Genomic DNA, 23,608 nt, shown 5'->3' with positions numbered 1-23,608 from the left:
AGTATCCTGCTGCGGGAATAGACTGGAAGAATTAACGGGTTCGGAGAGGTGCTCCATTGGAAGAACGTTCGACGCCGGTGCCAACAGCACAGGCGGATGAGGCTGCAGGCCAGGGTTCGCAGACTGGCGTGGTGGCTCCGGGACGCGCTGATCCGCCCGTCCCGGTCGACAGTTCGGGGGCCCGCCAGACCTTCCCCGGCCGCCGTGAGCGCACCCGCTCCCGGCTGGCGCGCCTGACCGGCCGCGGTGCACCTGCCTATTCGCCCATCCTGGAGCCGCTCCTGCGCACAGTGCGGGCCAATAACCCCAAAGAGGACTTTGAGCTGATTCAGCGTGCCTTTGTGGTGGCGGAGAGCTGCCACCGCGGGCAGAAGCGCAAGAGCGGCGACCCGTACATCACCCACCCCGTGGCGGTGGCCACCATCCTGGCCGAACTGGGGCTCACCGGAACCACCCTGGCGGCGGCTCTCCTGCACGACACGGTCGAGGACACCTCGTACTCCCTGGAGGACCTGAAAGCCGAATTCGGGCCGGAAGTGGCCATGCTGGTCGACGGGGTCACCAAGCTGGACAAGGTCAGCTTCGGCGAGGCCGCCCAGTCTGAAACCGTTCGCAAAATGGTCGTCGCCATGGCCAAGGACATCCGGGTTCTGATGATCAAGCTGGCCGACCGGCTGCACAACGCCAGGACCTGGCGCTTCGTGTCGGCCGAGTCGTCGGCGCGCAAGGCCCGGGAAACACTGGAAATCTTCGCTCCGCTGGCACACCGGCTGGGCATGAATACCATCAAATGGGAACTTGAAGACCTCTCCTTTGCGGCGCTGTATCCGAAGGTCTACGAGGAAATCGTGCGTATGGTGGGGGACCGGACCCCCGAACGCGAAAAGAACCTCTCGGTGATCCGGAACCAGATCACCGAGGACCTGCGCGAAGCGAAAATTAAGGCCACTATCAGCGGCCGGCCCAAGCATTACTACTCGATTTACCAGAAGATGATTGTTCGGGACAAAGATTTCGACGACATCAACGACCTGATGGGCGTCCGGGTGCTGGTCGACTCGGTCCGGGACTGTTACGCGGCCCTCGGCGCCATGCACTCACGCTGGAACCCCCTCCCCGGGCGGTTCAAGGACTATATCGCGATGCCCAAGTTCAACATGTACCAGTCGCTGCACACCACCGTCATCGGCCCCGGCGGCAAACCCGTGGAGATCCAGATCCGCACGCACGAAATGCACCGCCGCGCTGAATACGGCGTTGCGGCACACTGGAAGTATAAGGATCAGCCGAACCGCACCGCTGCCGGGCCGGGAAGCCCCCGCGAGGGTGAGATGGGCTGGCTCCGCTCCCTCGTGGACTGGCAGCAGGAAACCTCCGATCCGGGCGAGTTCCTGGACTCGCTGCGTTTTGAAATCAACGCCCGGGAGGTTTTTGTTTTTACCCCCAAGGGCGAGGTTATGGCCCTACCCGCCGGTTCCACACCCGTGGACTTCGCCTACGCCGTCCACACCGAAGTGGGCCACCGGACCATCGGGGCCCGAGTCAACGGCAAACTGGTCCCGCTGAACAGTGAACTGAACCACGGCGACTGGGTGGAAATCTTCACGTCCAAGGCCGAGGGCGCCGGTCCCAGCCAGGACTGGCAGCATTTCGTCAAGAGCGCCCGGGCCCGCAACAAGATCCGTCAGTGGTTCAGCAAGGAACGCCGCGAAGAGTCGATCGACCGGGGCAAGGAAATGCTGACCAAGGCGATGCGCAAGCAAAACCTGCCGTTGCAGCGCCTGATGACCCATGACGCCCTCGCCGCGATCGCGGAGGACTTAAAGTATGTCGACATCTCCGGTCTGTACGCAGGGGTCGGCGACGGCCACACCTCGGCTCAGTCCGTTATGGAACGCCTCGTGGAAAGCGTCGGCGGCAACGACACTCCCGACGACGCCCTCACCGAGGTTTCCATCCCCTCGCAAGTCAGCAAGGGACGGTACTCCGATTCAGGCGTCGTAGTACGCGGCGTGGACGATGTCTGGGTCAAGCTCGCCCGCTGCTGCACACCTGTTCCGCCGGACCCGATCCTGGGCTTCGTCACCCGCGGTTCCGGCGTTTCAGTGCACCGGACGGACTGCACCAACGTCAGTGGGCTGCTGGAGCAGCCAGACCGGATAGTGGAGGTTGATTGGGCACCCACCCAGTCGAGCGTTTTCCTGGTCGAAATCCAGGTTGAAGCCCTTGACCGCAAGTCGCTGCTCTCGGACGTGACCCGCATCCTGTCGGAGAACCACGTCAACATCCTGGCCGCGAGCGTTCACACATCCACGGACAGGGTAGCCATCTCGAAATTCGCTTTCGAGATGGGCGACCCGAAATACCTCAGCCATGTGCTCAGTGCCGTCCGACGCATCGACGGGGTCTTTGACGTCTACCGGACCACCGGCAGCCGGCGGCGCGGCTGAATCTTGTTTGGCGAGACACCGTAACCGGGCGCCGGGAGGCGCCGGGTTATGGCGCCGGACGGGGCTGCAGCTGTTCGAGTTTCGCCAGCGCTTCCTTTTTGTGCGGCATCCGGGGCGATGCCTCCACGGCCCGCAGCAGCAGCCGGGTCTGCAAACCCAGATCTGGGTTTGCCAGCAGCGCCCGCAGCGCCGGAACGGCCCGCTCCGCGTCCACATGCAGGGCGATGTCCACAGCGGTCCGCAGCGGGCTGGAGACCAGCAGACCACCCAGGCTCACGACGTCGAACGGGCCCAGGCGCACCTCGTGGAGTGTGCACCCGCGGGCCGACCTGAGGCTGGATATCCGTCGCTTGGTGTCGACGAGCAGGGCAAGACGGTCAGGTTCGATGGCGCAGCCGTAAATCCAGGCGGCCGTCATCCGCCCCGCGACAACCCGGGTGCGGATGGCCGGGCTTATCAGGAGGGAGGCCGCACGGGCCCTGAGCCGCGGCGTGGGGCGGGTCCCCGGCGGCAGGTAGCCGCGCTGGTAGAGCTGCGTCAGCACGCCGTCCAACGCCATCGCTTGAAGTTCGGGCCAGGAGAAGAGCGCTCCGGGGGAATACAATTCAGCCGGCGGCGACAGTGCAGCCGTCAGCGGCGCTGACCCTGACCGCAACGTTGACAGTGACGGTAGAAGTGAGCCTGGGGTGGACGTGGCAGCGGGGCCGTGAACGATGACCATTCAGCCATCCTGACCCGTCCCGGAATCAGCGAACAGGCCCCGCACCGGTCATGTGGATAACCGGTGCGGGGCCCGCTTCGTAGGGCTTGGGGTCCGGCGCCTGCGGGCTAGGAGAGTTCGCTCGCTGATTTTTCGAGCTGTTCCAGCCAAGCCTCGCGGGCCTCGAGCGCTTCCTTGGCGGCCTTAATCTTGCGATCGTCGCCGGCCTTCTCCGCCTTGGCCAGGTCCTCCCGCAGCCCTGCAATGGCCGATTCAAGTTGCGTCAGCGCGCTGTTGGTGCGTGCTTTCGTCTCCGGGTTGGACCGCTTCCAGTTCTCGTCCTCGGCGTGGCGGACGCTATCTTCGATCTTCCGCAGCCCGGCTTCGACGCGTGCCATGTCGGCGCGGGGGACTTTGCCGGCCTCTTCCCAACGGTCACGGATGGACTGGAGCGCCTTTTTGGCCGCGGTGAGGTCCTTGATGGGGAGGAGCTCGTTGGCTTCCGTCAGCAGCGCCTCCTTGACCACGAGGTTTGCACCGTATTCCTGGTCGATCTCATCGTTGGCCGCCTGGCGGTGCGTAAAGAAGACGTCCTGGGCGGCACGGAACCGGGCCCACAGCGCGTCGTCGTCTTTGCGGCTGGCACGCGGCGATGCCTTCCAATCATCCATCAGGCGGCGGTATTCGCCGGCGGCAAAGCCCCAGTCGGTCGAGGAGGAGAGCGCTTCCGCCTCGGTGATCAGCTTCTCCTTAGCGGCCTTGGCTGCCGAGTTGGTGCTGTCCAGCTGGGAGAAATACGCACGGCGGTGCCGGTCAAAGACGGTACGGGCGGCGCGGAAGCGCTTCCAGAGGGTGTCCTCATTGCTGCGGCCGAGCCGGACGCCGCTCTTCTGCGCGGTCTTCCAGCCCTCGAACAGTTCGTTCATCCGGGCGCTGGATGTCTTCCACTGGATCTGGGCCGGGTCGTGGCCGGCAATCTCTTCAGCCTCGGCGACGATGGCTTCGCGGGCGGCCAACTCGGCAGCGCGGACGGCATCGTGTTCTGCCTTCTCGGACTTTTCGAGCTCGGAGATCTGCGTGGCCAGGGCGTCCAGACGGGACTCGGCGGAGCGAAGGTCGCCCACCATGTTGCGCCCGGCGAGTTGCTCGCGCAGGTGGGCCACGGTCTTGTGCATGTCCGTGGTGGGTGCCTTGGAGCTGACCCGCTGTTCCAGCAGGACAATCTGCGCGACGACGTCATCGTACTTGCGGGCGAAGTAACCCAGTGCCTCGTCGTCGCTGACGTCCGGGTACTGCCCGACAGGGTGCTCGGCACCGTCGAGGGTCAGGAACACGTGGCCGTCGCCTTCGACCCGGCCCCATCGTGCGGCCTCGGCCAGTGAAGCAGCGGAGGAAACGGTAGCCGGTGCTGCCGGTGCTGCCGGTGCGGGTTTCGCCTTCGGCCGTGCCGCAAACGCTGCCGGTGACGGAGCGGGGCGCGGGGCCGGGGGAGCCGCGGGCTCAGAGGCGGTATCCGCGGCTTCGGCGGCGGCGGGTGCGGCTTCGCCGGCGTGGGTGGAAGCGGGAGCCCCCGTTGCGGCGACAGCCGCGGCGGCCTGCGCCTCTGGTGCCGTCTCCGTCACCGTAGCCGGGGTTGTGGCATCTGCCTGCGCCGTGCCCGGGCCTGTGGCTGGTTCTGCGAACCCAGCTCCGGCCTGCGTTTCGTTGGCAGCTGCTGCTGACACTGTTTCGTCGGATTTCTGACTGTCTGTCACCGCTAGAAGTCTTTCGCTTGGAGGGAAATACCGGGGCCGGTGCCACGAGGGCGACGGCTGGTTACTTCAGAGAGAACGAGTCTATCGTGACTGGTTCCGCCGGGGCGCCGTCTGTGGGGCTGTCACCTGGTTTTAGTCCGGCGGCCGCGATTGTGGTCACAACATCCAGGCCCGAGGTCAGTTTCCCGACCACGGAGTATCCGCCCGCGGCATCGGCGGGAATGACGGTGTCCTTGTACACGATGAAAAACTGCGTGCCGTTGCCGTAGGCGTTTCCACCGGTCCTGGCCACGGCAATGGTTCCGGCAGGGTAGGTGTTGTCCTGCGGCGTGTTTTCCAGCGGGCCCCACGTGTAGTTGGCGTCGCCGCTTCCGTCGCCGGCTTTGGACCCGCACTGCAGGACGCCGAACGTTTCGCCAGTGGTGAGCCGGTGGCAGCTCAGCCCGGAATAGAAGTTCTGGTCCGCGAGGGACTTGAAGACGGCGGCTGCCTGGGGCGCCTTGGTGCCGTCCAGCTCGATGCCCAGGGTGCCGCTGTTGAGCTTCAGTTCGCCGGTGAACGTCTGGCCGGCCGCTGTTTCAGGCTTGGGGATGTTGTCGGCATTACCGGCGGAGGCCGACGGCGTGGCGGACGGGGTGGTAAGTCCGGCCTGGGCTGCGGCGTATTCGTCCTCACTGGGATTGGCGGCGAAAACTGTCAGCTGCAGGACCAGTGCAACGACGAGCGCGGCGACTCCGGCGCCGACGGCAAGTACGTTGTCGCGCTTGCGCCGTTTGTCCTGCTCCTTGCGCAGCTCGCGCTTTGCCTCCATCTGCTGGACGCGCCGCTTCGCTTCGCGGGCGCTCCGTGAACTGGCCGCCAAAAGTCCTCCTGGGTTTAGGGCCGAACCTGCGCAGGCGCCGTGGCGCTGCGCGGGTTCAACGGTAAAACTGCAGGCAATCGCGCCGTTTACCGCCGCATTAGAAGATGCGGGCGCGGAAAGCATAAACTGACTGCCGCACACAGTTTATGCATGACCGGCCTGTCTGCCGCCCATCTGATCCCCGTTTCGGACGCCCGTTTCAGCCCCACCGCGGCGCAGAACACCTCGGCCGGTTATTACCTGAGGAGAAAATCCACCATGGCACGCACCGCCTCCCTGTCCGGATTCCCCGAGTGGCTTCCCGAGGAGCGGATGGTGGAGCTGCATGTGTTGGACACCCTGCGCAGGGTTTTCGAACTGCATGGTTTTTCCTCCATTGAAACCCGGGCCGTGGAGACTGTGGGGCAGCTGCTGCGAAAGGGTGAGATCGACAAAGAGGTCTATGGGCTGAGCCGTTTGCAGGACGATGAGGGGGCTCCGGCGCCTGACGGTGCCACTTCACACCGAAGCGATCCGCACGCCCTGGCCCTGCACTTTGATCTCACGGTGCCGTTCGCCCGGTACGTCGTCGAAAACGCCGGCTACCTTGCGTTTCCGTTCCGCCGGTACCAGATCCAGAAGGTCTGGCGCGGCGAGCGACCGCAGGAAGGCCGAGCCCGGGAATTTACCCAGGCGGATATCGACATCGTGGGCGACGGTAATTTGCCGTTCCGGTACGACGTCGAGATTGCGCTGGTGATCGCGGAGGCCCTCAGTGCCCTGCCGATCCCGGATTTCCTGCTCCGGATCAACAACCGCAAGCTGGCCGAGGGCTTCTACGACGGCATCGGCCTCAGCGACACCGCAGGGGTGCTGCGCAGCATCGATAAGCTCGAGAAGATCGGCGCTGCCAAGGTCGCCGAGCTGCTCCGGTCCGAGCTGGGAGCCACCGTGGAGCAGGCCCAGTTAGCGCTCAAGCTGGCTTCGATCCGCACCGGGGACACGTCCTTCGTGGCGCAGGTCCGCGCTCTCGGAGTCAGCAATGAGCTCCTCGAAGAGGGCCTGGCCGAGCTGGAACAGGTCATCGCGGCCGCCGTCCAGCGCGCCCCCGGCAAGGTTGTCGCGGACCTCAGCATCGCCCGCGGCCTGGACTACTACACCGGCACCGTGGTGGAAACTGTCCTGGTGGGCCACGAACAGCTCGGCTCCATCTGCTCCGGCGGGCGCTACGACGCTCTCGCCAGCAAGGGCAACCGGACGTTCCCCGGCGTTGGACTCTCCATCGGCGTAACCCGGCTGGTGTCCCGAATCCTCAGCCAGGATCTCGCCAAAGCCACCCGGTCGGTGCCCACCGCCGTGCTGGTGGCGCTCAGCAGCGATGACAGCTGGGGGGCTGCGCAGGACGTTGCCGCGGAGCTGCGCGGCCGGGGGATCGCCACCGAAGTGGCGGCCAAGGCGGAGAAGTTCGGCAAGCAAATCAAATTTGCAGACCGCCGCGGTATCCCCTTCGTCTGGTTCACCGACGACGAGGGCAAACACCAGGTCAAGGACATCCGCTCCGGTGAGCAGGTCGACGCCGATCCGGCCAGCTGGGCTCCAGCAGCCGAGGACCTGCACGTCCGGATCCTGAAGGCCTAGGCAGCGGCTTTCCGGAGCCGCCGCCGCAGCGCCAGGACGCGCCCCGCAGCACCGGCGCCGAGCACCGCCGCCATCCCCAGCACCGAGGCCGGCGGGAGCGTCACGGCCAGCAGCAGGCAGCCGAGGAAGCCCACGGCATTGAGCCAGCGCGGGGCGTGCCCGGGGCGCTCGGCGAGGGTGAACGCTGCGGCATTCGTCACCGCGTAGTAGACCAGCACTCCGAAGCTCGAGTACCCCACCACCGTGAGCACGTTGGTGGTCAGCAGCAGCACAATGACGGCCGCGGCGACGGCCAGTTCGGCCAGGAACGGGACCGGGTGCGTGCCGCCCACCCGGGCGAGCGGAGCCGGCAGGTCACCTTCCCGGGCCATGGCCATGGTGGTCCGGCCCACCCCCGTGATCAGTGCCAGCAGCGCGCCGAGACAAGCTGCTGCGGCGCCCGCCTGGACGAGCGGGGCGCCGGCGCTGAGCCGGGAGCCGGCCACAGCGTCAAGCAAGGGCGCCGTGGAGCCGGCAAGTTGCCCGTCCGGCAGGTGCCGGGCCAGCAGCAGGGCCAGCCCAAGATAGATGATGAACGCAGCGGCCAGCGCCGCAAAAATGGCCCGCGGAATGGTGCGGGCCGGGTCTTTGACCTCCTCGCCCAGCGTCGCAATCCGGGCATAGCCGGCGAAGGCAAAGAACATCAGCCCGGCCGCCGGCAGCACGCCCCAGCCGCCGCCTGCCGTGGCAGCGCCGGCGGCAGGGTCCGCTGCCGGATGCGGGCCCAGGAGTGCGGCGGCGGCCACAAACGCCAGTGTGGTGAGCACCGCACCCAGCAGGATCCGGGTCAGTAGTGCCGTGCGGGTGATGCCCAGCAGGTTCACCCCCGTCAGGACCGCCACCGCGGCCACCGCCAGCGGCGTCGCGAACTCCGGCGCCGCATAGTGTCCGAACGTCAACGCCATCGCCGCGCAGGACGCCGTCTTGCCGGTCACAAACCCCCAGCCAGCGATGAAGCCCGGCCATTCGCCCAGCCGGTTCCGCCCGTAGACATAGCTTCCGCCGCTGGCCGGGTACACGGCGGCCAATTGCGCCGAGGCCACCGCGTTGCAGTAGGCGATCACACCGGCCAGCGCCACAGCGGCCGCCAGCAGTGGACCGGCCAGCGCAGCCGCCGGTGCAAAAACCACAAAGACGCCGGCGCCCAGCATCGAGCCGAGGCCGATCGCTGTCGAATCGAGCACGCCCAACCGGCGCTGTAGGGGCTGGGGCGTCTGCCGGTCCGGGGACGGCTTCATCTGGCGGCGGCTTGCCATGGCGGGAGGGGCCTTTCCAACGGGTAAACTCGTACGGGATCGTTCCTGTTAGCGATCCTAGTGAACATGATTTTTGATTTCCCTCTGTCTTCTTCAGAAAGGCGTGCTGTGCTGCGCACACATGACCTCGGATCCCTTCGCTCCGAGCACATTGGACAAACCGTAACCCTCGCCGGCTGGGTCGGCCGGCGTCGTGACCACGGTGGTGTTGCCTTCGTTGACCTGCGTGACGCTTCGGGCGTATCCCAGGTGGTTGTTCGTGAAGAGGAAGTCTTCCACGGCCTGCGCAACGAATACGTGCTGCAGGTTACCGGCACTGTCGCCCGGCGCCCCGAGGGCAACGAGAACTCCGCGCTGGCCACCGGCGAGATCGAGGTGATGGCCGAGAAGGTCACCATCCTCAACACTTCCGAGCCGCTGCCGTTCCAGATCGATGAGCATGTTGAAGTCGGCGAGGAAGCCCGCCTCAAGCACCGCTACCTGGATCTGCGCCGCCCCGGCCCCGCACGCAACATGCGCTTGCGCTCGGAGGCGAACCGGGTGGCCCGCGAACTTCTCCACCAGGACGGCTACGTCGAGATCGAAACCCCGACGCTGACACGCTCGACGCCGGAAGGTGCCCGCGACTTTGTGGTCCCCGCTCGCCTGGCACCGGGTTCCTGGTACGCGCTGCCGCAGTCTCCGCAGCTCTTCAAACAGCTCCTGCAGGTGGGCGGTTTTGAGAAGTATTACCAGATCGCCCGTTGCTACCGGGACGAGGACTTCCGCGCGGACCGCCAGCCGGAGTTCACCCAGCTGGACATCGAAGCCAGCTTCGTTGACCAGGACGACATCATTGGCCTCGGCGAAAACATCGTTAAGGCGCTGTGGAAGCTGATCGGCGTCGAGATCCCGACGCCGATCCAGCGCATCACCTACCACGACGCCATGGCCCGCTACGGTTCGGACAAGCCGGATCTGCGTTTTGGCCTGGAGCTTACCGAGCTCACCGAATTCTTCAAGGACACAAACTTCGGCGTCTTCAAGGCGCCCTATGTCGGGGCCGTCGTTATGCCCGGCGGCGCCTCCCAGGCCCGCCGCGCCCTCGATGCCTGGCAGGAATGGGCCAAGCAGCGCGGCGCCAAGGGCCTGGCCTACGTCTTGTTCAAGGAAGACGGCGAACTCGCTGGCCCCGTGGCCAAGAACCTCACCGATACCGAGCGTGCAGGCCTGGCCGCGGCCGTCGGCGCCACACCCGGGGACTGCATCTTCTTCGCCGCCGGTGAGAAGACGCCTTCCCGTGCCCTGCTGGGCGCCGCCCGCGTCGAGATCGGCCACCGCACCGGCCTCATCAACCCGAGCGACTGGGCCTTCTGCTGGGTTGTGGACGCGCCGATGTTCGAGCCCGCCGCGGCGGCCGTCGCGTCCGGTGATGTCGCCGTCGGAGCCGGCCAGTGGACTGCCGTGCACCACGCATTCACCTCGCCCAAGCCCGAATTCATGGACACGTTCGACAAGGATCCAGAGTCCGCGCTCTCTTACGCCTACGACATTGTCTGCAACGGCAACGAAATCGGCGGCGGCTCCATCCGTATCCACCAGAGCGAGGTCCAGGAACGGGTCTTCGAGCTTATGGGCCTGGACAAGGCGGATGCCCAGACTAAATTCGGTTTCCTGCTCGAAGGCTTTAAGTTCGGCGCTCCTCCGCACGGCGGCATTGCGTTCGGCTGGGACCGGGTGGTTGCCCTGCTGGCAGGCGTCGAGTCCATCCGCGACGTCATCGCGTTTCCCAAGTCCGGGGGCGGCTATGACCCGCTGACCCAGGCGCCCGCCCCGATCACGGCCCAGCAGCGCAAGGAAGCCGGCGTGGATTTCAAGCCTGAGGCCAAGAAGGCCGACGGCACCAAGTAATCTGACGCCGGCAGCAGCCAAGGCCATGGAACCGGCAGCGATGACCGGCCTTGACGCGCTGATGGATGCCGCGTGGCCGCCGGTTGAGCGGGAAGAGTCCGGCGGCTGGGTTCTCCGCGCGGCCGCCGGAGTGACGCAACGGGCAAACTCGGTGTGGCCCCGGGAGCCCGGCCCGGACTCCGGGGATCAACTCGCACTGCTCCGGGCGGCACGCCTCTGGTACCGAAACCGCCGGTTGCCGCTGATCTTTCAGGTCTTCGAGGACCCTCGCGTCGAAAGGCTGAGCGCCTTGCTGGACGCCGAAGGCTTTACCCGGCAGTCCGAAACCCTGGTGCTGGTCCGGGACGGTGCAACCGATTCGCCGGACGATGCCGGCGAGGTCGAAATTTCTGCGGGGCCTTCGGCGGAGTGGCTGCGGCTGTGGTGGGGCGTGGACGGCCGCGGCGATGACTCTGAGCTGGCTGTCGCCCGCGGGATCCTCGAGGGCTGTCCCTCGCTGTACGCCCTTGTCCGGGACGACGGCGGCCAACCGGCCGCCGTCGGACGTCTCGCACTCCCCGGTGGTGCCGGCGCGCGGGGCGGGCTGTATTGTATGGCGACGCGTCCGGACGTCCGGCGGCGCGGCTATGCGGCCAGGATCCTGCGGGCGCTGCTGCGCGCCGGTGACGCACGGGCCCTGGCGGGATACTGGCTGCTGGTGACGGTGGCCAACGCCGGGGCCCGCGAACTCTACGCCCGCGAAGGTTTCCGACCGGCGGGCCGATACCTCTACCGGCAGGAACGGCCGAGGCGGCACTTGACCGGCTGCTGAGTCGGTCCACGAGTCGGCCGTGACTGGGGTTGTGTGTGGCAAGCTTGGAGTGGCGGTTCGGGAGGAACCGGATCTTGTCAGGCGCGTACACCTTGACTATTTCCGCTCCGGAGCCTCGGCCGCGATCACCGCGAGTTACCAGGCCACCCCGCAGGGATTTGCGCAGCGCGGCATCAGCGCGGATACCGCCCTGGAGCTGATTGCCCTGAGCGTGCGCCTGGCTGACGAAGCGCGCCGCGAGTACCTGTCCGAAAGCCCCGTCCCCCGGCCCCTGCTGGTTGCCGGATCGGTCGGACCTTATGGCGCATACCTCGCGGACGGGTCGGAATACCGCGGCGACTACAGCCTCAGCGGAGAGGAGTTTTTGGAGTTCCACCGGCCGCGAATCGCGGCGCTGGTGGATGCCGGAGCGGACGTTCTTGCGTGTGAGACGTTGCCGTCCCTGCCGGAAGCGGCGGCCTTGTTGACACTGATCAAAGAGTACGACGTCGAAGCCTGGCTCTCCTTTACGCTGCGGGACGGTGGGCACATCAGCGACGGTACGCCGCTGGCGCAGGTGGCGGCGCTGGTTGCGGAGCAGCCACTCGCGGCGGCGATCGGGGTGAACTGTGTGCCCCTTGAGCTGGTCTCCCCGGCCCTGCGTGCCCTGGGTAAAGTCACCGGCATGCCGCTGATTGCCTACCCGAATGCGGGCGAACGCTACGACCCGGTCTCCAAAACCTGGGGGCCGGCAGCGGGTTCCGGCCGGCCCCGGCAGCAAACCACCCGCTGGACTTGCGGAGGGAACATCAATTTGGCGTGAACTTGGTGCCCGGCTCATTGGCGGGTGCTGTCGAACCACCCCGCGGGATATTGCCGCGGTGGCCGACCTCTCACGAAGTACCCGGACGGAAGAAGTACCCGGACGGAAGCTTCCGGCCGCTAGGAACACCCCCTGCCGGTCCGGCACAGCAAACACAACCCCGGCCCGCTGCACAGCACAGAACTACGGCTCCTGCGCTGTGCAGCCCCCAATATAGCGGTGCCTCGGAGGCACCGGCTTCCATCCATCCCATTGTGTCCCTGATAATTGCCTTAGGCAAGCACTAAGTTCCGGAGCGTGGGAGTGGCGGCACACACGTCAGCTACGGAACGGGCTGAAGGCCGCTGTCCGGAAGTCTTTTGCGCGGGCGGGAATGCTCAGCTGCCCGCTCCCGCACTCAGTGCCTGGCCAGCGGAAGCAAAAGCTTCATCGTGGTACCCGCCGGTCCGCTCCGGGCAACTTCGACGGTGCCGCCGGCCGCAGCGGCGATTTCGCGGACCAATGCCAGGCCGATGCCGAAGCTTCGCCGGCCCCGGGGCGCATCCGGGGCGGCGGTCCTGACGAAGCGGTCAAAGATCCTGGCCTGGTCCACGCCCGTGATTCCGGGCCCTGTATCCGCCACGTACACTGCCGCCTGGTTGCGCTCCACGGCTGTGCTGATGGTGATGCGCCCGCCGGGCGGGGTGTGGGCGAGGGCATTTTCCGCGAGCGCAAGCACGGCCCGGCGCAGCGGGCTCGGGTCAATGCGCGCTTCCGGCCGCCCGGCGTCGGAGAATGTGAGCCGGATATCCTGTTGGGCCGCAATGTCCTGCAGGCTCTCAGCAACGGATCCGGCGACGGCGGCCAGATCCGTCGGTTCACCGGTGGAATCCGGTGCTGCTCCGGTTGCCGCCACGAGGAGCTCGTTAACAATGCCCGTCAGGGTTCCCGTGTCGGCACGGATCCGCCCCAGGGCCCGGCCCGTTGTGGAATCGGGCTCAGCATCACGCTGGGCGAGCTGTATCCGCGCGTCCAGGATGGCCAAGGGCGTACGCAGTTCGTGGCTGGCATCCTGGACGAACCGGCGTTGGAGGGCCAGTGCTTCCCCCAAGGGACGGATGGCGCTGCGCGCACTGAGCCACCCGACCACGCCGGCCAGAACAACGCCGGTCACCCCCGCGATGATCATCGCCTCGATGAGGTCCTTGGAATCGAGATAAGTGTAGGCCTTGCCCGCGGGGGAGCTGCCCGGTAGATCCGGGTTGGCCAGCTTATTCATCAGGTACACCGTCGCGGCAGCGAGGAGGCACAGGACCAGCACTCCGCAGGCGGCGCTGATCCGCACGGCGACCCTCAGCGAAGCCCGGCGAAGGGTGTCCCGGTCCGCTTCGCCCGGGACGGAGCGGCCGTTCATAAGGCATCGCCGATCTGGTAGCCGACGCCGTGGACTGTGCGGACGATCGACCTGGCGACTTTTCGTCGGAGGTGGTGGACGTAGGTGTCGATCACGCCCGGCTGGTCGGTGGGCTGGAAATGCCCGGAAAGTAGTTCGTCCCGCGTGAAGACCCTGTACGGCTCGACTGCCAGGGCAGCCAGTAGCTCAGCTTCCTTTGCCGTCAGGGACACCCGTGTCCCGTACACCGAGCGCACGGAACGAGATGCTGGATCGAGTTCCCAGTTGCCGATGCTTAGCGGCGCCAGGGCGGGCGCAAAAGTGCGCGTTAAGGCCCGCAGGCGCGCCCCGAGTTCACCGGCGTCGAACGGTTTGCTCAGGTAGTCATTGGCTCCCGCGTCCAGGCCCCTGACCTTTTCTTCGGCGGCCCCGAGAGCCGTGAGGATAAGCATCGGCGTCGATACCCCCTTGGCCCGCAGCGCTCCGATCAGGGCGATACCGTCCATCAGCGGCAAGCCGCGGTCGATCACCATCACGTCCCAGTCCTGGGTCAGCCCCTGATGCAGACCCTCCTGGCCGTTGGTGGCCAGCCTGACATGGTAGTCCGGTTCCAGCAGTTCGGCGATGAGCGGTCCCAGCACAATGTCATCCTCCACCAGCAGCAGGGACGGCGGACCGAATGGGGTTCTCATGTCAGCTATTGTCCTGCGAAATACGCTGCGCCGGGGGCCGGTCTGTCTCCAGGCTGCCGGGACCGGGCCGGGTTTCGGCCGCGGGGCCGCGGTTCCGGCGCCGTCGCTTAACGAACTCGACCACCCACGGCAGGACCGAAACGAGGACCATCAGCACTGCAATGACGTCGATGTTCTTGGCGATGACCTCAAAGTGCCCCAGCCATGTTCCCAGCAGCGTGACGGAAGCGGCCCAAGCCAGCGCCCCGGAGATGTTCCAGAGCGTAAAGGACTTGTAGCCGTAACGGGCGATGCCGGCGCTCAGGGGTGCAAACGTCCGGACCATGGGCACAAAGCGGGCCAGCACAACTGCGGCGCCGCCGTGGCGTCGGAAGAAATCCTCGGCGGTGGTCAGGTGCGCTGTCTTAAGGATCCGGGCATCGTCCTTGAACCACCGGCGGCCGAAGGTGCGTCCGATCATATAGCCAACCTGGTCGCCGGCGATGGCAGCGGCCGTGACAACGCCGATCAGCACCGGCAGCGACAACTGCAATTGCTGGTGCAGGAGGCCGGCCGTGAACAGCAGTGAATCTCCGGGCAAAAACGGGAAAAGCACCCCGGATTCGATGAAGACCAGCAGCGAGATGACGCCGAGCGCCGCCGGACCCAGACCCTGGAGGAGGCTGGCGGGGTCCAGCAGTGAGCGAAGATCAATCGAGGGGGCCACTGTGTGGACAAGCCCGGAGGCGTATATGACGTACATGGTCAGTTCCTTAGGCTTGGGATGATCGGAGTGCGGCGGGGGCCGTCACGCGGTCCAGGAGGGGCACGGCGAAACGGTTCCACAGTCCGGACAGCAGCACCACAGCCGCACTGGCCGCGAGGAAGGACGCCACCACGTCGGTGGGGTAGTGGACTCCGATATACAGCCGCGACCACGCCACCACGAGGGCCAGTGCCGCCGCGGCGAAGGCTGTCGCCTTGGCCCAGCGGGTTCCGCGGACCAGGAAGTACACGGCAAATCCCAGCGCCACCGCAAAGGACACGTGCCCGCTCGGGAAACTGTTGGAGCCGGTTTCGGGGGAGAGTGGATCGGCCAGCAGCGCCGGATTGGGACGTTGCCGGGCGATGATGAGCTTAAACAAGCCACTTGCCACCCAACCGGAGGATGCAAAGATGCCGAACGCAATGGCTTTTACCAGGGAACGCCTGATCACCCAAAGGTAGAGTGCAGCGGCGGCAACGAATGCGACTCCGGCCGCCGGGCCGAACACCAGGTTCAGGGTCATAGCGAGGCCGGTCAGGATTGCGGCGTGGTGTTGGCTGAGGTCCTGGTCAACGCCCAGTTCAGCCGCCGTACCACCGGGTAACAGCTGTGCCGTTGCGCCCAGGGCGATGACCGCCGCGGACAGCAGGATGCCCCATAACAGCCAATGACGGGGCTGGGGGATGGCCCAGGGCTGCGGGCCGGCAGCTGCCTTTAGTCCGGCAGAATCACGGGGCGCCGTAACGCTGCCAGCATGGGCGGGTCCAGTCATGGGGTCCTCCGGTCGGGTCGAGGGCGCTGTCCGGCGCACGCTCCAACTTTCCCGCAGGGCCTTTAAGAAACGCTTAAGAAGTGCCGGGGCCTGCGCGGAGCCGTTCCTGCAGGAACACGCTCGGGTGGCGGTTGTGGTGCGAGACCGGGGTGCCGGTCCTAGACTGTGTCATGGCCTCAGGGGACAGCGTTGAAATCGAGCGAAAGTACGACGTCGACGAAAGGGCCGCGCTGCCGCCCCTTGACGAGCTGCCGGGGGTGGCCCGGGCAGAGCGGCCCGTTGAGCAGCAGCTGGAGGCCGAGTATTTCGACACGGCCGGCCTGGCCTTGGCGGCGCACGGCATAACCCTGCGCCGGCGGACCGGCGGCGACGATTCCGGCTGGCACCTCAAACTCCCGGGCGGCCAGGACACAAGGCTCGAAATGCATGAGCCACCGGGAAACGACGCGGAATTGGTTCCGCCGAGGTTCCTGCAGCTCGTCCGGGTGCACGTCCGGGACCGTCCCCTTGCCGCCGTCGCCCGCGTGCGGACCCGGCGGATCGTGCACCGCCTCCTGGACGATCACAACGGGATTCTTGCCGATGTTGCCGATGACCGGGTGCAGGCCGACAGGCTCGGACCGGAACCCCGCAGCCTGACGTGGCGGGAGTGGGAGATAGAACTCGTCCAGGGGTCCCGTGAGCTGCTGGACGCGGCGGAGGCGGTGCTTGCCGCGGCCGGCGGGCGCCCGGCCGCGCATGCCTCGAAGCTGGAACGCACGCTCGGGGATCAGCCGCTGGCCGGTCCGGCTGCACTTCCGCCGCCCGTGCGCCGCAAGGGGCCGGCGACTGCCGTGCTCGTGGCCTATGTGCACGCTCAGGTGCAGGCCATTTCGGAACTGGATCCGCGGGTGCGCCGGGACGCACCGGACGCCGTTCATCAGATGCGGGTGGCGACCAGACGGATGCGTTCGGTATTGGGCACCTACCGCCGGCTGCTGGAACCGGAACAGGTAAACACGCTCCGGGCGGAGCTTAAATGGCTGGCCGGCTGTCTGGGCGAGGCACGGGACGCGGAGGTGATGCGCGAACGGCTCGAGGACCTGGTTGCCTGCGAGCCGGCGGAGCTGGTGATCGGACCCGTCTCGCGCCGGATGCGGGAAGCGCTGGGCGCCGATTACGGCGCCGCCCGCGCCGCGGTATTGCAGGTGCTCGAGGATAAACGGTATTTCCGCCTCCTCGACAGTCTCGACGACTTCCTTGCCGCCGTGCCGGTGGCCGTTCCTGATCCGCGGCCGGCGCACGCGACCGTGGCCGCCCTGGTCAGGAAAGACTGGAAGCGGTTACGCCGGAATGTTCGGATTGCGGAGGCCACGCCGGACGGCCCGGATCACGACGCCGCCCTGCACGAGGCGCGTAAAAGCGCCAAACGGCTCCGCTACGCAGCCGAATCCGGAATTCCTGTGATCGGCAAGCGCGCTGCCCGGTTGGCCGGCGCCGCCCACGGACTGCAAAAAATACTGGGCGAGCACCAGGACAGCGTTGTCACCCGGGCCCTGCTCCGGCGCCTCGGCGCCCAGGCGCACCTCGCCGGGGAAAATGCCTTCACCTACGGGAGGCTGCACGCGCTTGAACAAGCCATGGCGGCCGACGCCGAATCCCGGTTCAGCAAGGCCTGGAAGCGTTTCCCAAAGGTGCCAAAGGAATGACAGCAGCCGCGCCATCGAGGGACTGCGCGCGGCCATTTCACCCCGGATCCAGAATGCAGCAGCGGCGCGGGCATGATGAGGATTCACATCCCGATATGGATGTTTTGTTAGGGCCGCTGCGATAGCGTAGCCAGAGGCTCGGGGAGTATCCCGGCGTCGGTGCATTCCCGTTCCGGCTTTCGCAGGCAGTCTGCGGCGAGTGTGCTGTTGTTCCGAATCGATCAAAGGACATAACCATGGCTGTATCCGTTGAACTTGGCAAGGCACTCGATAAGGCCTATGAGAACTTGACCCTTGAGGAAGTTCTTGCCGCCCCGCCGTCAGCGCTGGCCGGGCTCACCGAAAAGCACGACGAACTCCTTGCCGGCATGGGAATCAAGACCATCCGCGACCTCGGCAGCAACAAATTCTTCGCCACGGCCGGAGTGCTTGTAGCGCTGTCCGGGAAGGCCGGATAGCAGTCCTCTTGAAGCAGGCGCTGCGCTGACGCGAAAGGTCCGACCGGCCACACTGGTCGGACCTTTTGCTTCGCCGGGGGCAACGCTGGGACAAGGCCGTCGGTGCAGGACTGCCAGGACTGAACGGCTTCAGCTGCTGTCCACTGTCCCGGAGGAGAACTGCCGCCTGATTCTGTTCCGGGCCCCGTGCTCAACCAGGGTCGGGATGAAGGTCCGGATCCGGCCGGAAGCCAGTTGTTCGTACTCTTCCGTGACGATCCTCGCGATGAGCGTACGGGGAGCCTCGGGATGCCGGACGACTATCCGGTCCGTGACCTTGTTGATGGTGTCCTGTTTGTCCGCGTCGTCCATATACGCAGTTTGACCTCGGGCGACCCCGGTGTCTATCAGCATGCTTACGACGTGGACAGCAGCGTCCAGGACCTGATGGCGCTGCGCCGCCGACAGTGGTCTTCGTACCCTGGAAGCCTGGGATTCCGTGGCGCTGGACGCCAGCTATTGTTCCTCGACCTGGCCGGGCCTACACTCTGGAGCTGTGGCACTTATGCAGCCCGTTATTGTTGGTCCGCTCTCTGAGCTCAGTTCCTCGATCCGTGTCCGGGGGCAACTGCCCGGCGCGGGCGTGACAGTCGAGACCGGTCTTCGCACGGTGGCCAAGGGGACTGCCACCTCAGGTGACCAACGCTTCCCGCTGGAACCGGGGCTGACCCTGTCCCGCTCAGAAACCCTGTTCGCAATCCAGCACCTCGGGGCCGAGCAGAGCGAGGTTCCGTCGGGCAACCTGGCGATGCCGGTTGCCGCGGCCCCGACAAGCAGCGCTGAATTTGGCCCGGTCCATGTCGCCACCCAGCTGTTCGCCTGCGGCCAGTACGTGTGGATTGACGGTGCGGTTTCAGGCGCAGACGTTACGCTGCTCGCTAACGGCAGCATCCTCGGCACCGGCCAGGCGCACGAAGGGACCGCGCGCTTCGCCCTCACCAGTGCCATCCCGCCAAACGGGTGGATCACCGCGCACCAGTCGGGACCGGGGCTCGCGCCCGGGCCCGACGTCGGCCGGACCTCAGACCCGCTTCCGGGCGGCTTGGGCCGGCCGCTGCCTGCCCCGGTCATACAGTCCCCGGTCCGCGGCTGTGACCCTTCCGTTATGGTGAGCGGGGTTTTCGATGGGGCCACCGTAACGATAGAGCGGCGTTCCGGGATCGTCGACAGCGCCGGGTTTGATCGTTCATCGCTGCGCTTCCTGCTGTCGAAACCGCTGGCGGAGGACGATGAGATCACCATCCGGCAGGAGGTGGCTAAGCGTTGCGAACGGCCACCGAAGAACTCGGACCCGGTCCTGGTTGGCAAGCTCGAACCCGTGGACCCGCCGGTCGTTGTCTCGCCGCTGTGTGCCGGCGCCACAACCGTCCGGGTGACCGGTTTGCGACCCGGAGCGACAGTCCACCTGGCGGCGAATCAGTTGGTGTTCGACGGCGCAGCACCGGCGGAGCAGACTTGGCTCGACTGCCGCGTGCCGCCGCTGACCACCGATCCGGTAAGCGCAACGCAGGAGTGTTGTGGAATTCTCAGCACGCCCGCGGTACCTGTGACGGTTGACGCGCACCAGGAGGAGGTGCCGGCCGCGCAAATATTCGGCCAACTGTTTTCCTGCACTGGTACGGTCAGCGTCACAAAGGCCCACCGCGGGGCGGTGCTCCAGGTCTTCGTTCGAACGGCCAAGGGGGACGCGGCCATCAGCGACCAGGTGCTGGCCCTCCACACCAATGTCGTCATCGCCGTGACCCCACTGTTGGTCGAAGGCGCAAGTGTCTTCGTCCGACAGTGGGCCTGCAGTGACACCGGTGTCGACTCCGCAGCGGGGCACGTGGCGGCCCATCCCATGCCGGGGCCGGTAGAGGTGCTCGGGCCGCTTAAGGATGCAGACACCGCCGTCGGCGTCCGGGGCGCGGTGCCGGGCGCGGTGATCGAGGTTTACGGCGCCGGCCACGAGTTCCTCGGTTCGGCGACGGCTGACGCGCTGCACCAGGTCGCTCTCGTCACACTGATTCGGCCGCTCCATCTGCGGGATCTTGTGACGGCCCAGCAATGGCTGTGCGGGAGGGCCTCAGAGGTCAAAGCCACAACGGTGGTCGGCTTCGCGGCGGCGTTCGGGCCCCGACCCTTCTACGTTGTTGGCCACAACCCGAACACCGTCGCCGACGCGACCGAGGCCGTCACCAACGGTGCCAACGGCCTCGAGCCGGACGTGCAAGTCTACGAGGACCACCCCGGGCAGCTGTGCATCAGCCACGGGACAGGGGAACCGTCCGCACCCTCGGTAGCGGACTATCTGATCGGCATCCACCAGCTCGCGCAGGCAAACCCCCAACTGTCGTTGCTCGTCTTCGACTGCAAACCGGAAGTCACCTCACCGGATCACGGCTTCGAACTGCTGCTGGCGATCCGCGAGCACCTGACCTTCGACAACGATCTGAACGTTATCCTCTCCATCGGCAACCGGGACGACAACCAAGGTGCCTTCTTCGACCGGATCGTGGACATCCTGGGCCCGCGCGAAGGATTGATGATCGATGCCGAGAACGATGCTGCGGCGGTATCGAACTACTTCACCAGCCGTGGCGTCGGCCACCAGGGCTACGGCAACGGCATCAGCTTCATGAACTTCATCCTCGGCCCGTACTACCGCTATACGCTGGAGGCGGCGTGCGGGATCCGCGCAGCGGCCGCGCGGCCTGCGTTCATTTACGTTTGGACGGTTAACGCGCACGACGAGCTACGGGAGTACATCCGCATCGGAGTCGACGGAGCCATCACCGACGACCCCCGTGACCTGCGCGACATCGCAGCGGAAGGTCAATTCTCGTCGCTGATCCGGTTGGCCACGCGCGCGGACAATCCGTTCAAACCGGCGAATTTCGGCTACGGCCTGCACATCCACACTGCCGACAAATGGATGGCCGGCACGGATGCCAACGTCACCTTCACCCTTACCGGAGCTGCCGGGTCGGCGAGCAAGACCGTGAACACCGAGCTCATTAAGCGAATGGAAAGCGACGACTGGAACTGGGTCACGCTCCCAAGCGGGGACCTCGGCGCGCTGCAGACACTAACCGTGCAGCGGGACAACGACGGCAACGCCCCCGACTGGTTCCTGGACCGAATCGAAGTCCACAGCGCCAGGTTCGGCAGCAGTGGCACGGCCATCTTCGATCGCGACATCGATGACACCACACCGTTCACCCAGCCGATCATCTGAGGTGTGCCAAAACTCTCAGAGCGCACGGGCGGTGCTGGATTAAATGCATCAACTGACCGTCACCACCTCGCTATTCAGTGATACTATCTAGTGGTAGTCAGCAACACTGAGTAGTAAAGAGGAGGCCGTTGTGGCCAACCAGATGACCGAGATGCTCAAGGGAACCCTCGAAGGCATCGTTCTCGCGAACCTGGCCGTTCAGCCGGCCTACGGCTACGAGATCACCGCACGGCTGCGCGAGCAGGGCTTTTCCGACATCGTTGAGGGCACCGTCTACGCCCTCCTGATCAGAATCGAACAGCGTGGCTTCGTCGACGTTGCGAAGGTCCCGTCGGCGAAGGGCCCGCCACGCAAGGTGTACTCGCTGAACGCCGCAGGCGCCGAGTACCTCGACGAGTTCTGGAGGAGCTGGAGCTTCCTCGTAGAGCGGATCGGACAACTCCACCAGCAGATCGAAAACCCGCAGGATCACCCCCAGGAAGACGGAGAGTAGTCATGGCCGCAAAGTGGCTCGAGGCCCTCACCGGGTCGCTGGAACAGAAGAAGCAGTACAAGCAGTCCATGGCCCGCATCGAGGCACTTCCGGAGCCCTACCGCAGTTCGGCGAAGGCGTTCAACCGGTACTTTATGTACTACGGCGGGATCACCGACGGAGACACCCTCACCACGATGATCGGTGACCATGCCGATCTCTGGGAACGCGCCGCTGTCGACGCCACGCCGGTGCGCGCCATCGTAGGCGAGGACCCGGTGGAGTTTGCCGAGACATTCGCCCAGGCCTACTCCGCCACCCGGTGGATCGATAAGGAGCGCGCCCGACTCACGAAGGCGATCGACGCTGCCGCCGGCGGCAAGGGAACGGGCCCGGATGCATGACAACCGGCCGGGCCCTCGAACCCGCGATCCGGGTGCGGGGCCCCGTAGACTCCTTTTATCTACTCGATCGATAATTGGGATTTTTGCTGGTTCGGAGAGTTGCGTCCTCGTCCCGCCCTGACGAGAACGGGCAAACGCCCCCAGGGTCACCGCCCGGCGGAGGCCAGATTCGCAACCGAAATCTAAAGGCACGAGGAAACGGCATGAGTAAGAAAAATCCCGCCACGCAGCCGCGGTCGTCCGCGCCGAACCGGCGGGCCGACAACCAAGTGAGCCGGCCGAACGGAAAATTCCGGTTCAGCGACCGATTCCTTAAAGTGGTCACCACCGCCCTGATCACCGTCATGCTGGTATCGATCGCCGCGGGATTCATCCTCGGACCGCTGAGCGACAACGTGGACGGGAGGGCGGGGGACGTTCTTGGGAACGTGGCCGTCGCCCTTATCATCGGCGGACTGGTGCTGCCTCTCCTGCTGGCCGCCGTTCTCGGCGGCGAAGCGATCCGCGCCGGCGCGGGATTCGTCGGTTTCTTCCTGATTGCGGGCATGCTCGCCGCAGCCGTGGGAACCACTGAGGCGGGCCAGGAGCTGCTCGGGCCGGTCTGGGGTCCATGGGCCGTCTGGGGCGGCGGTGCGCTGATGGTCCTCGCGGTCGGCGGCTTCTGGATCGTCGGTTGGATAGCGCGGGTGCCGATGTGGATTCAGGCTCCCGTCGCGGGTTCGCCCCGAGTTTACGTGCGCGGATCCAGCAAGAACCCTGCCGACCGGGTGCTTCCAAACGACCTGGAATAGGTCCGCCGGCGGCGTACCGCGCTGGTGGTTTTGCCGTGCCCACGGAGGAACCCGGGGGCAGCACCTGCGCGTCTCCTTGCACCATCCGAGCCGGCATTACCCTGCCGTACCCGGCGACTGTTTACAGCGGCGGGTCCGTGACGATGATCCGCACGGCACACAGCTCGGCGGCTGCCTTCTTCAGGACGGCAGCCCGCGGGTCCGGGACGTCCAGGAATGCCAGCCTTGGCCGCGGGGCATACTGCTTCAGCACCGGTTCGGCCAGGACCTGCTCGGCCAGGGTCCGGTCCCCGCCGGGAGCCACGTAATCGATCCGGTGATCCGCAAAAATACGGGCGGCATGGTTTGCCACGGCCTCCACCAGGGCGTCGGCCTGGTTCGCCCGCCGCCGGGCGAAACGCTGCTGGGACCAGCCTCCCGCAGCGGTACGGGACTGGACGTGGCGGGTGCCGGTCTTGGAAGCGAGGACGGCGGCGCCGCTGACCACTGCCACGGAGTAGCCGCCACGGCGGACCAGCACCGCCCCGATGCTGCGCTGCTGCGATGCCAGGGAGGCGAGCCGGGCAACGGCGTCGCCGCCGCTGCCGGGGCGGCCGTCCGCCGGCCATGGCGCCTGCAGCAATGCTACGGCGCCGTCAGCGGCGCGCAGTTGCAGGCCGGCGTCGAGCTCCTCCTCGGCGAGGACGCCATGGCTGGCCGCGAACCGCTCCACCCAGCCCGGCAGCCGATCGCCGGAGACAAACGCCATGCGGGTTTCGGTGCTGGCCATGGCGCGGG

Annotated in this window: 22 protein-coding genes; 12 read left to right on the top strand and 10 right to left on the bottom strand. The window is 66.3% G+C overall.

Annotated elements, in window-relative coordinates; translation table 11 throughout:
* Window positions 1-56 precede the first annotated feature (56 nt).
* Complete coding sequence (locus ABIB49_RS03000; protein ID WP_256446872.1) at window positions 57-2,450, top strand: RelA/SpoT family protein; 2,394 nt, start codon at window positions 57-59, stop codon at window positions 2,448-2,450.
* A gap of 46 nt (window positions 2,451-2,496) precedes the next feature.
* On the opposite strand, the gene ABIB49_RS02995 is transcribed toward ABIB49_RS03000, so the two are convergent.
* The 3 genes from ABIB49_RS02995 to ABIB49_RS02985 all read right to left on the bottom strand — a co-directional run bounded on the left by ABIB49_RS02995 (window position 2,497) and on the right by ABIB49_RS02985 (window position 5,766).
* A complete protein-coding gene (locus ABIB49_RS02995) occupies window positions 2,497-3,009 on the bottom strand; it encodes a type IV toxin-antitoxin system AbiEi family antitoxin (protein ID WP_226775107.1) in 513 nt (170 codons plus the stop codon).
* A 269-nt stretch (window positions 3,010-3,278) separates the two neighbouring features.
* Window positions 3,279-4,904 (bottom strand): DUF349 domain-containing protein, encoded by a 1,626-nt coding sequence (locus tag ABIB49_RS02990; RefSeq protein ID WP_282360592.1) that lies wholly within the window; start codon window positions 4,902-4,904, stop codon window positions 3,279-3,281.
* A gap of 61 nt (window positions 4,905-4,965) precedes the next feature.
* Complete coding sequence (locus ABIB49_RS02985; protein ID WP_226775109.1) at window positions 4,966-5,766, bottom strand: peptidylprolyl isomerase; 801 nt, start codon at window positions 5,764-5,766, stop codon at window positions 4,966-4,968.
* Window positions 5,767-6,024: 258 nt separating this feature from the next.
* Here ABIB49_RS02985 and hisS point away from each other — a divergent pair, with 258 nt between their 5' ends.
* Entirely contained in the window at window positions 6,025-7,383 is a 1,359-nt protein-coding gene (hisS, locus tag ABIB49_RS02980) for a histidine--tRNA ligase (RefSeq protein WP_354156728.1), read from the top strand.
* Here hisS and ABIB49_RS02975 read toward each other — a convergent pair.
* A complete protein-coding gene (locus ABIB49_RS02975; RefSeq protein WP_226775110.1) occupies window positions 7,380-8,678 on the bottom strand; it encodes an APC family permease in 1,299 nt (432 codons plus the stop codon). The two genes, hisS and ABIB49_RS02975, sit on opposite strands and share 4 nt — an antisense overlap.
* Window positions 8,679-8,786: 108 nt before the next feature.
* Between ABIB49_RS02975 and aspS the strand changes: the two genes are divergently transcribed.
* From aspS to ABIB49_RS02955, 4 genes are read left to right on the top strand one after another with little or no spacing between them, the layout of a single operon-like run.
* Window positions 8,787-10,568: an aspartate--tRNA ligase gene (gene aspS / locus ABIB49_RS02970; RefSeq protein ID WP_226775111.1), complete on the top strand. Its 1,782-nt coding sequence runs from the start codon at window positions 8,787-8,789 to the stop codon at window positions 10,566-10,568.
* 40 nt (window positions 10,569-10,608) lie between these two features.
* On the top strand, window positions 10,609-11,379 hold the full coding sequence (locus ABIB49_RS02965) for a GNAT family N-acetyltransferase (protein ID WP_354156664.1): 771 nt from the start codon (window positions 10,609-10,611) through the stop codon (window positions 11,377-11,379).
* A 49-nt stretch (window positions 11,380-11,428) separates the two neighbouring features.
* Complete coding sequence (mmuM, locus tag ABIB49_RS02960) at window positions 11,429-12,181, top strand: homocysteine S-methyltransferase (RefSeq protein WP_354156663.1); 753 nt, start codon at window positions 11,429-11,431, stop codon at window positions 12,179-12,181.
* Window positions 12,066-12,398 (top strand): homocysteine S-methyltransferase family protein, encoded by a 333-nt coding sequence (locus ABIB49_RS02955; RefSeq protein ID WP_354156662.1) that lies wholly within the window; start codon window positions 12,066-12,068, stop codon window positions 12,396-12,398. Before mmuM ends, ABIB49_RS02955 begins: the two co-directional genes overlap by 116 nt.
* A 180-nt stretch (window positions 12,399-12,578) precedes the next feature.
* Here ABIB49_RS02955 and ABIB49_RS02950 read toward each other — a convergent pair whose 3' ends face one another.
* From ABIB49_RS02950 to ABIB49_RS02935, 4 genes are read right to left on the bottom strand one after another with little or no spacing between them, the layout of a single operon-like run.
* Window positions 12,579-13,574, bottom strand: coding sequence for a sensor histidine kinase (locus ABIB49_RS02950; protein WP_354156661.1), 996 nt, complete (start codon window positions 13,572-13,574; stop codon window positions 12,579-12,581).
* Window positions 13,571-14,245 (bottom strand): response regulator transcription factor, encoded by a 675-nt coding sequence (locus ABIB49_RS02945; RefSeq protein WP_354156660.1) that lies wholly within the window; start codon window positions 14,243-14,245, stop codon window positions 13,571-13,573. Before ABIB49_RS02945 ends, ABIB49_RS02950 begins: the two co-directional genes overlap by 4 nt.
* Window position 14,246: 1 nt before the next feature.
* A complete protein-coding gene (locus ABIB49_RS02940) occupies window positions 14,247-14,987 on the bottom strand; it encodes a DedA family protein (protein ID WP_226775114.1) in 741 nt (246 codons plus the stop codon).
* 10 nt (window positions 14,988-14,997) lie between these two features.
* On the bottom strand, window positions 14,998-15,762 hold the full coding sequence (locus ABIB49_RS02935) for a phosphatase PAP2 family protein (RefSeq protein ID WP_226775115.1): 765 nt from the start codon (window positions 15,760-15,762) through the stop codon (window positions 14,998-15,000).
* A gap of 170 nt (window positions 15,763-15,932) precedes the next feature.
* On the opposite strand from ABIB49_RS02935, the gene ABIB49_RS02930 reads away from it, so the two are divergent.
* Both ABIB49_RS02930 and ABIB49_RS02925 read left to right on the top strand, forming a co-directional pair.
* Window positions 15,933-17,450 carry a CYTH and CHAD domain-containing protein gene (locus tag ABIB49_RS02930; protein ID WP_354156659.1) on the top strand — a complete coding sequence of 506 codons (1,518 nt, stop codon included), beginning with the start codon at window positions 15,933-15,935 and terminating at the stop codon, window positions 17,448-17,450.
* 236 nt (window positions 17,451-17,686) lie between these two features.
* Window positions 17,687-17,908 carry a hypothetical protein gene (locus tag ABIB49_RS02925; protein ID WP_226775118.1) on the top strand — a complete coding sequence of 74 codons (222 nt, stop codon included), beginning with the start codon at window positions 17,687-17,689 and terminating at the stop codon, window positions 17,906-17,908.
* 129 nt (window positions 17,909-18,037) lie between these two features.
* On the opposite strand, the gene ABIB49_RS02920 is transcribed toward ABIB49_RS02925, so the two are convergent.
* Window positions 18,038-18,259: a three-helix bundle dimerization domain-containing protein gene (locus ABIB49_RS02920; RefSeq protein ID WP_226775119.1), complete on the bottom strand. Its 222-nt coding sequence runs from the start codon at window positions 18,257-18,259 to the stop codon at window positions 18,038-18,040.
* Between the two features lie 193 nt (window positions 18,260-18,452).
* On the opposite strand from ABIB49_RS02920, the gene ABIB49_RS02915 reads away from it, so the two are divergent.
* From ABIB49_RS02915 to ABIB49_RS02900, 4 genes are all read left to right on the top strand, one after another.
* Window positions 18,453-21,164 (top strand): PLAT/LH2 domain-containing protein, encoded by a 2,712-nt coding sequence (locus ABIB49_RS02915; RefSeq protein ID WP_226775187.1) that lies wholly within the window; start codon window positions 18,453-18,455, stop codon window positions 21,162-21,164.
* Window positions 21,165-21,294: 130 nt separating this feature from the next.
* The gene (locus tag ABIB49_RS02910) at window positions 21,295-21,657 is read left to right on the top strand and encodes a PadR family transcriptional regulator (protein WP_226775120.1); all 363 of its coding nucleotides are present in this window, start codon (window positions 21,295-21,297) and stop codon (window positions 21,655-21,657) included.
* Between the two features lie 2 nt (window positions 21,658-21,659).
* On the top strand, window positions 21,660-22,040 hold the full coding sequence (locus ABIB49_RS02905; RefSeq protein ID WP_226775121.1) for a DUF1048 domain-containing protein: 381 nt from the start codon (window positions 21,660-21,662) through the stop codon (window positions 22,038-22,040).
* A 203-nt stretch (window positions 22,041-22,243) separates the two neighbouring features.
* Window positions 22,244-22,831 carry a hypothetical protein gene (locus ABIB49_RS02900; RefSeq protein WP_226775122.1) on the top strand — a complete coding sequence of 196 codons (588 nt, stop codon included), beginning with the start codon at window positions 22,244-22,246 and terminating at the stop codon, window positions 22,829-22,831.
* A 121-nt stretch (window positions 22,832-22,952) separates the two neighbouring features.
* Here ABIB49_RS02900 and ABIB49_RS02895 read toward each other — a convergent pair whose 3' ends face one another.
* A complete protein-coding gene (locus ABIB49_RS02895; RefSeq protein ID WP_282360601.1) occupies window positions 22,953-23,600 on the bottom strand; it encodes an acVLRF1 family peptidyl-tRNA hydrolase in 648 nt (215 codons plus the stop codon).
* Window positions 23,601-23,608 lie beyond the last annotated feature (8 nt).

The sequence above is a fragment of the Arthrobacter sp. UYCu512 genome (genome assembly GCF_040547075.1).
GTDB lineage: Bacteria > Actinomycetota > Actinomycetes > Actinomycetales > Micrococcaceae > Arthrobacter.
Note: the sequence above shows the minus strand (reverse complement) of the source record. Positions and strands in the feature narration are given on the sequence as shown.

What these genes read in the sequence shown, in the direction of transcription:
- ABIB49_RS02955 (WP_354156662.1), top strand. Translation starts at nt 12,066, where the DNA reads ATGCGGGCGAACGCTACGACCCGGTCTCCAAAACCTGGGGGCCGGCAG.
- ABIB49_RS02945 (WP_354156660.1), bottom strand. Translation starts at nt 14,245, where the DNA reads ATGAGAACCCCATTCGGTCCGCCGTCCCTGCTGCTGGTGGAGGATGAC.
- ABIB49_RS02930 (WP_354156659.1), top strand. Translation starts at nt 15,933, where the DNA reads ATGGCCTCAGGGGACAGCGTTGAAATCGAGCGAAAGTACGACGTCGAC.
- ABIB49_RS02965 (WP_354156664.1), top strand. Translation starts at nt 10,609, where the DNA reads ATGACCGGCCTTGACGCGCTGATGGATGCCGCGTGGCCGCCGGTTGAG.
- ABIB49_RS02895 (WP_282360601.1), bottom strand. Translation starts at nt 23,600, where the DNA reads ATGGCCAGCACCGAAACCCGCATGGCGTTTGTCTCCGGCGATCGGCTG.
- ABIB49_RS02995 (WP_226775107.1), bottom strand. Translation starts at nt 3,009, where the DNA reads ATGGCGTTGGACGGCGTGCTGACGCAGCTCTACCAGCGCGGCTACCTG.
- ABIB49_RS02950 (WP_354156661.1), bottom strand. Translation starts at nt 13,574, where the DNA reads ATGAACGGCCGCTCCGTCCCGGGCGAAGCGGACCGGGACACCCTTCGC.
- ABIB49_RS02925 (WP_226775118.1), top strand. Translation starts at nt 17,687, where the DNA reads ATGGCTGTATCCGTTGAACTTGGCAAGGCACTCGATAAGGCCTATGAG.
- hisS (WP_354156728.1), top strand. Translation starts at nt 6,025, where the DNA reads ATGGCACGCACCGCCTCCCTGTCCGGATTCCCCGAGTGGCTTCCCGAG.
- ABIB49_RS02900 (WP_226775122.1), top strand. Translation starts at nt 22,244, where the DNA reads ATGAGTAAGAAAAATCCCGCCACGCAGCCGCGGTCGTCCGCGCCGAAC.
- ABIB49_RS02905 (WP_226775121.1), top strand. Translation starts at nt 21,660, where the DNA reads ATGGCCGCAAAGTGGCTCGAGGCCCTCACCGGGTCGCTGGAACAGAAG.
- ABIB49_RS02915 (WP_226775187.1), top strand. Translation starts at nt 18,453, where the DNA reads ATGCAGCCCGTTATTGTTGGTCCGCTCTCTGAGCTCAGTTCCTCGATC.
- ABIB49_RS02940 (WP_226775114.1), bottom strand. Translation starts at nt 14,987, where the DNA reads ATGTACGTCATATACGCCTCCGGGCTTGTCCACACAGTGGCCCCCTCG.
- ABIB49_RS02975 (WP_226775110.1), bottom strand. Translation starts at nt 8,678, where the DNA reads ATGGCAAGCCGCCGCCAGATGAAGCCGTCCCCGGACCGGCAGACGCCC.
- ABIB49_RS02920 (WP_226775119.1), bottom strand. Translation starts at nt 18,259, where the DNA reads ATGGACGACGCGGACAAACAGGACACCATCAACAAGGTCACGGACCGG.
- ABIB49_RS02935 (WP_226775115.1), bottom strand. Translation starts at nt 15,762, where the DNA reads ATGACTGGACCCGCCCATGCTGGCAGCGTTACGGCGCCCCGTGATTCT.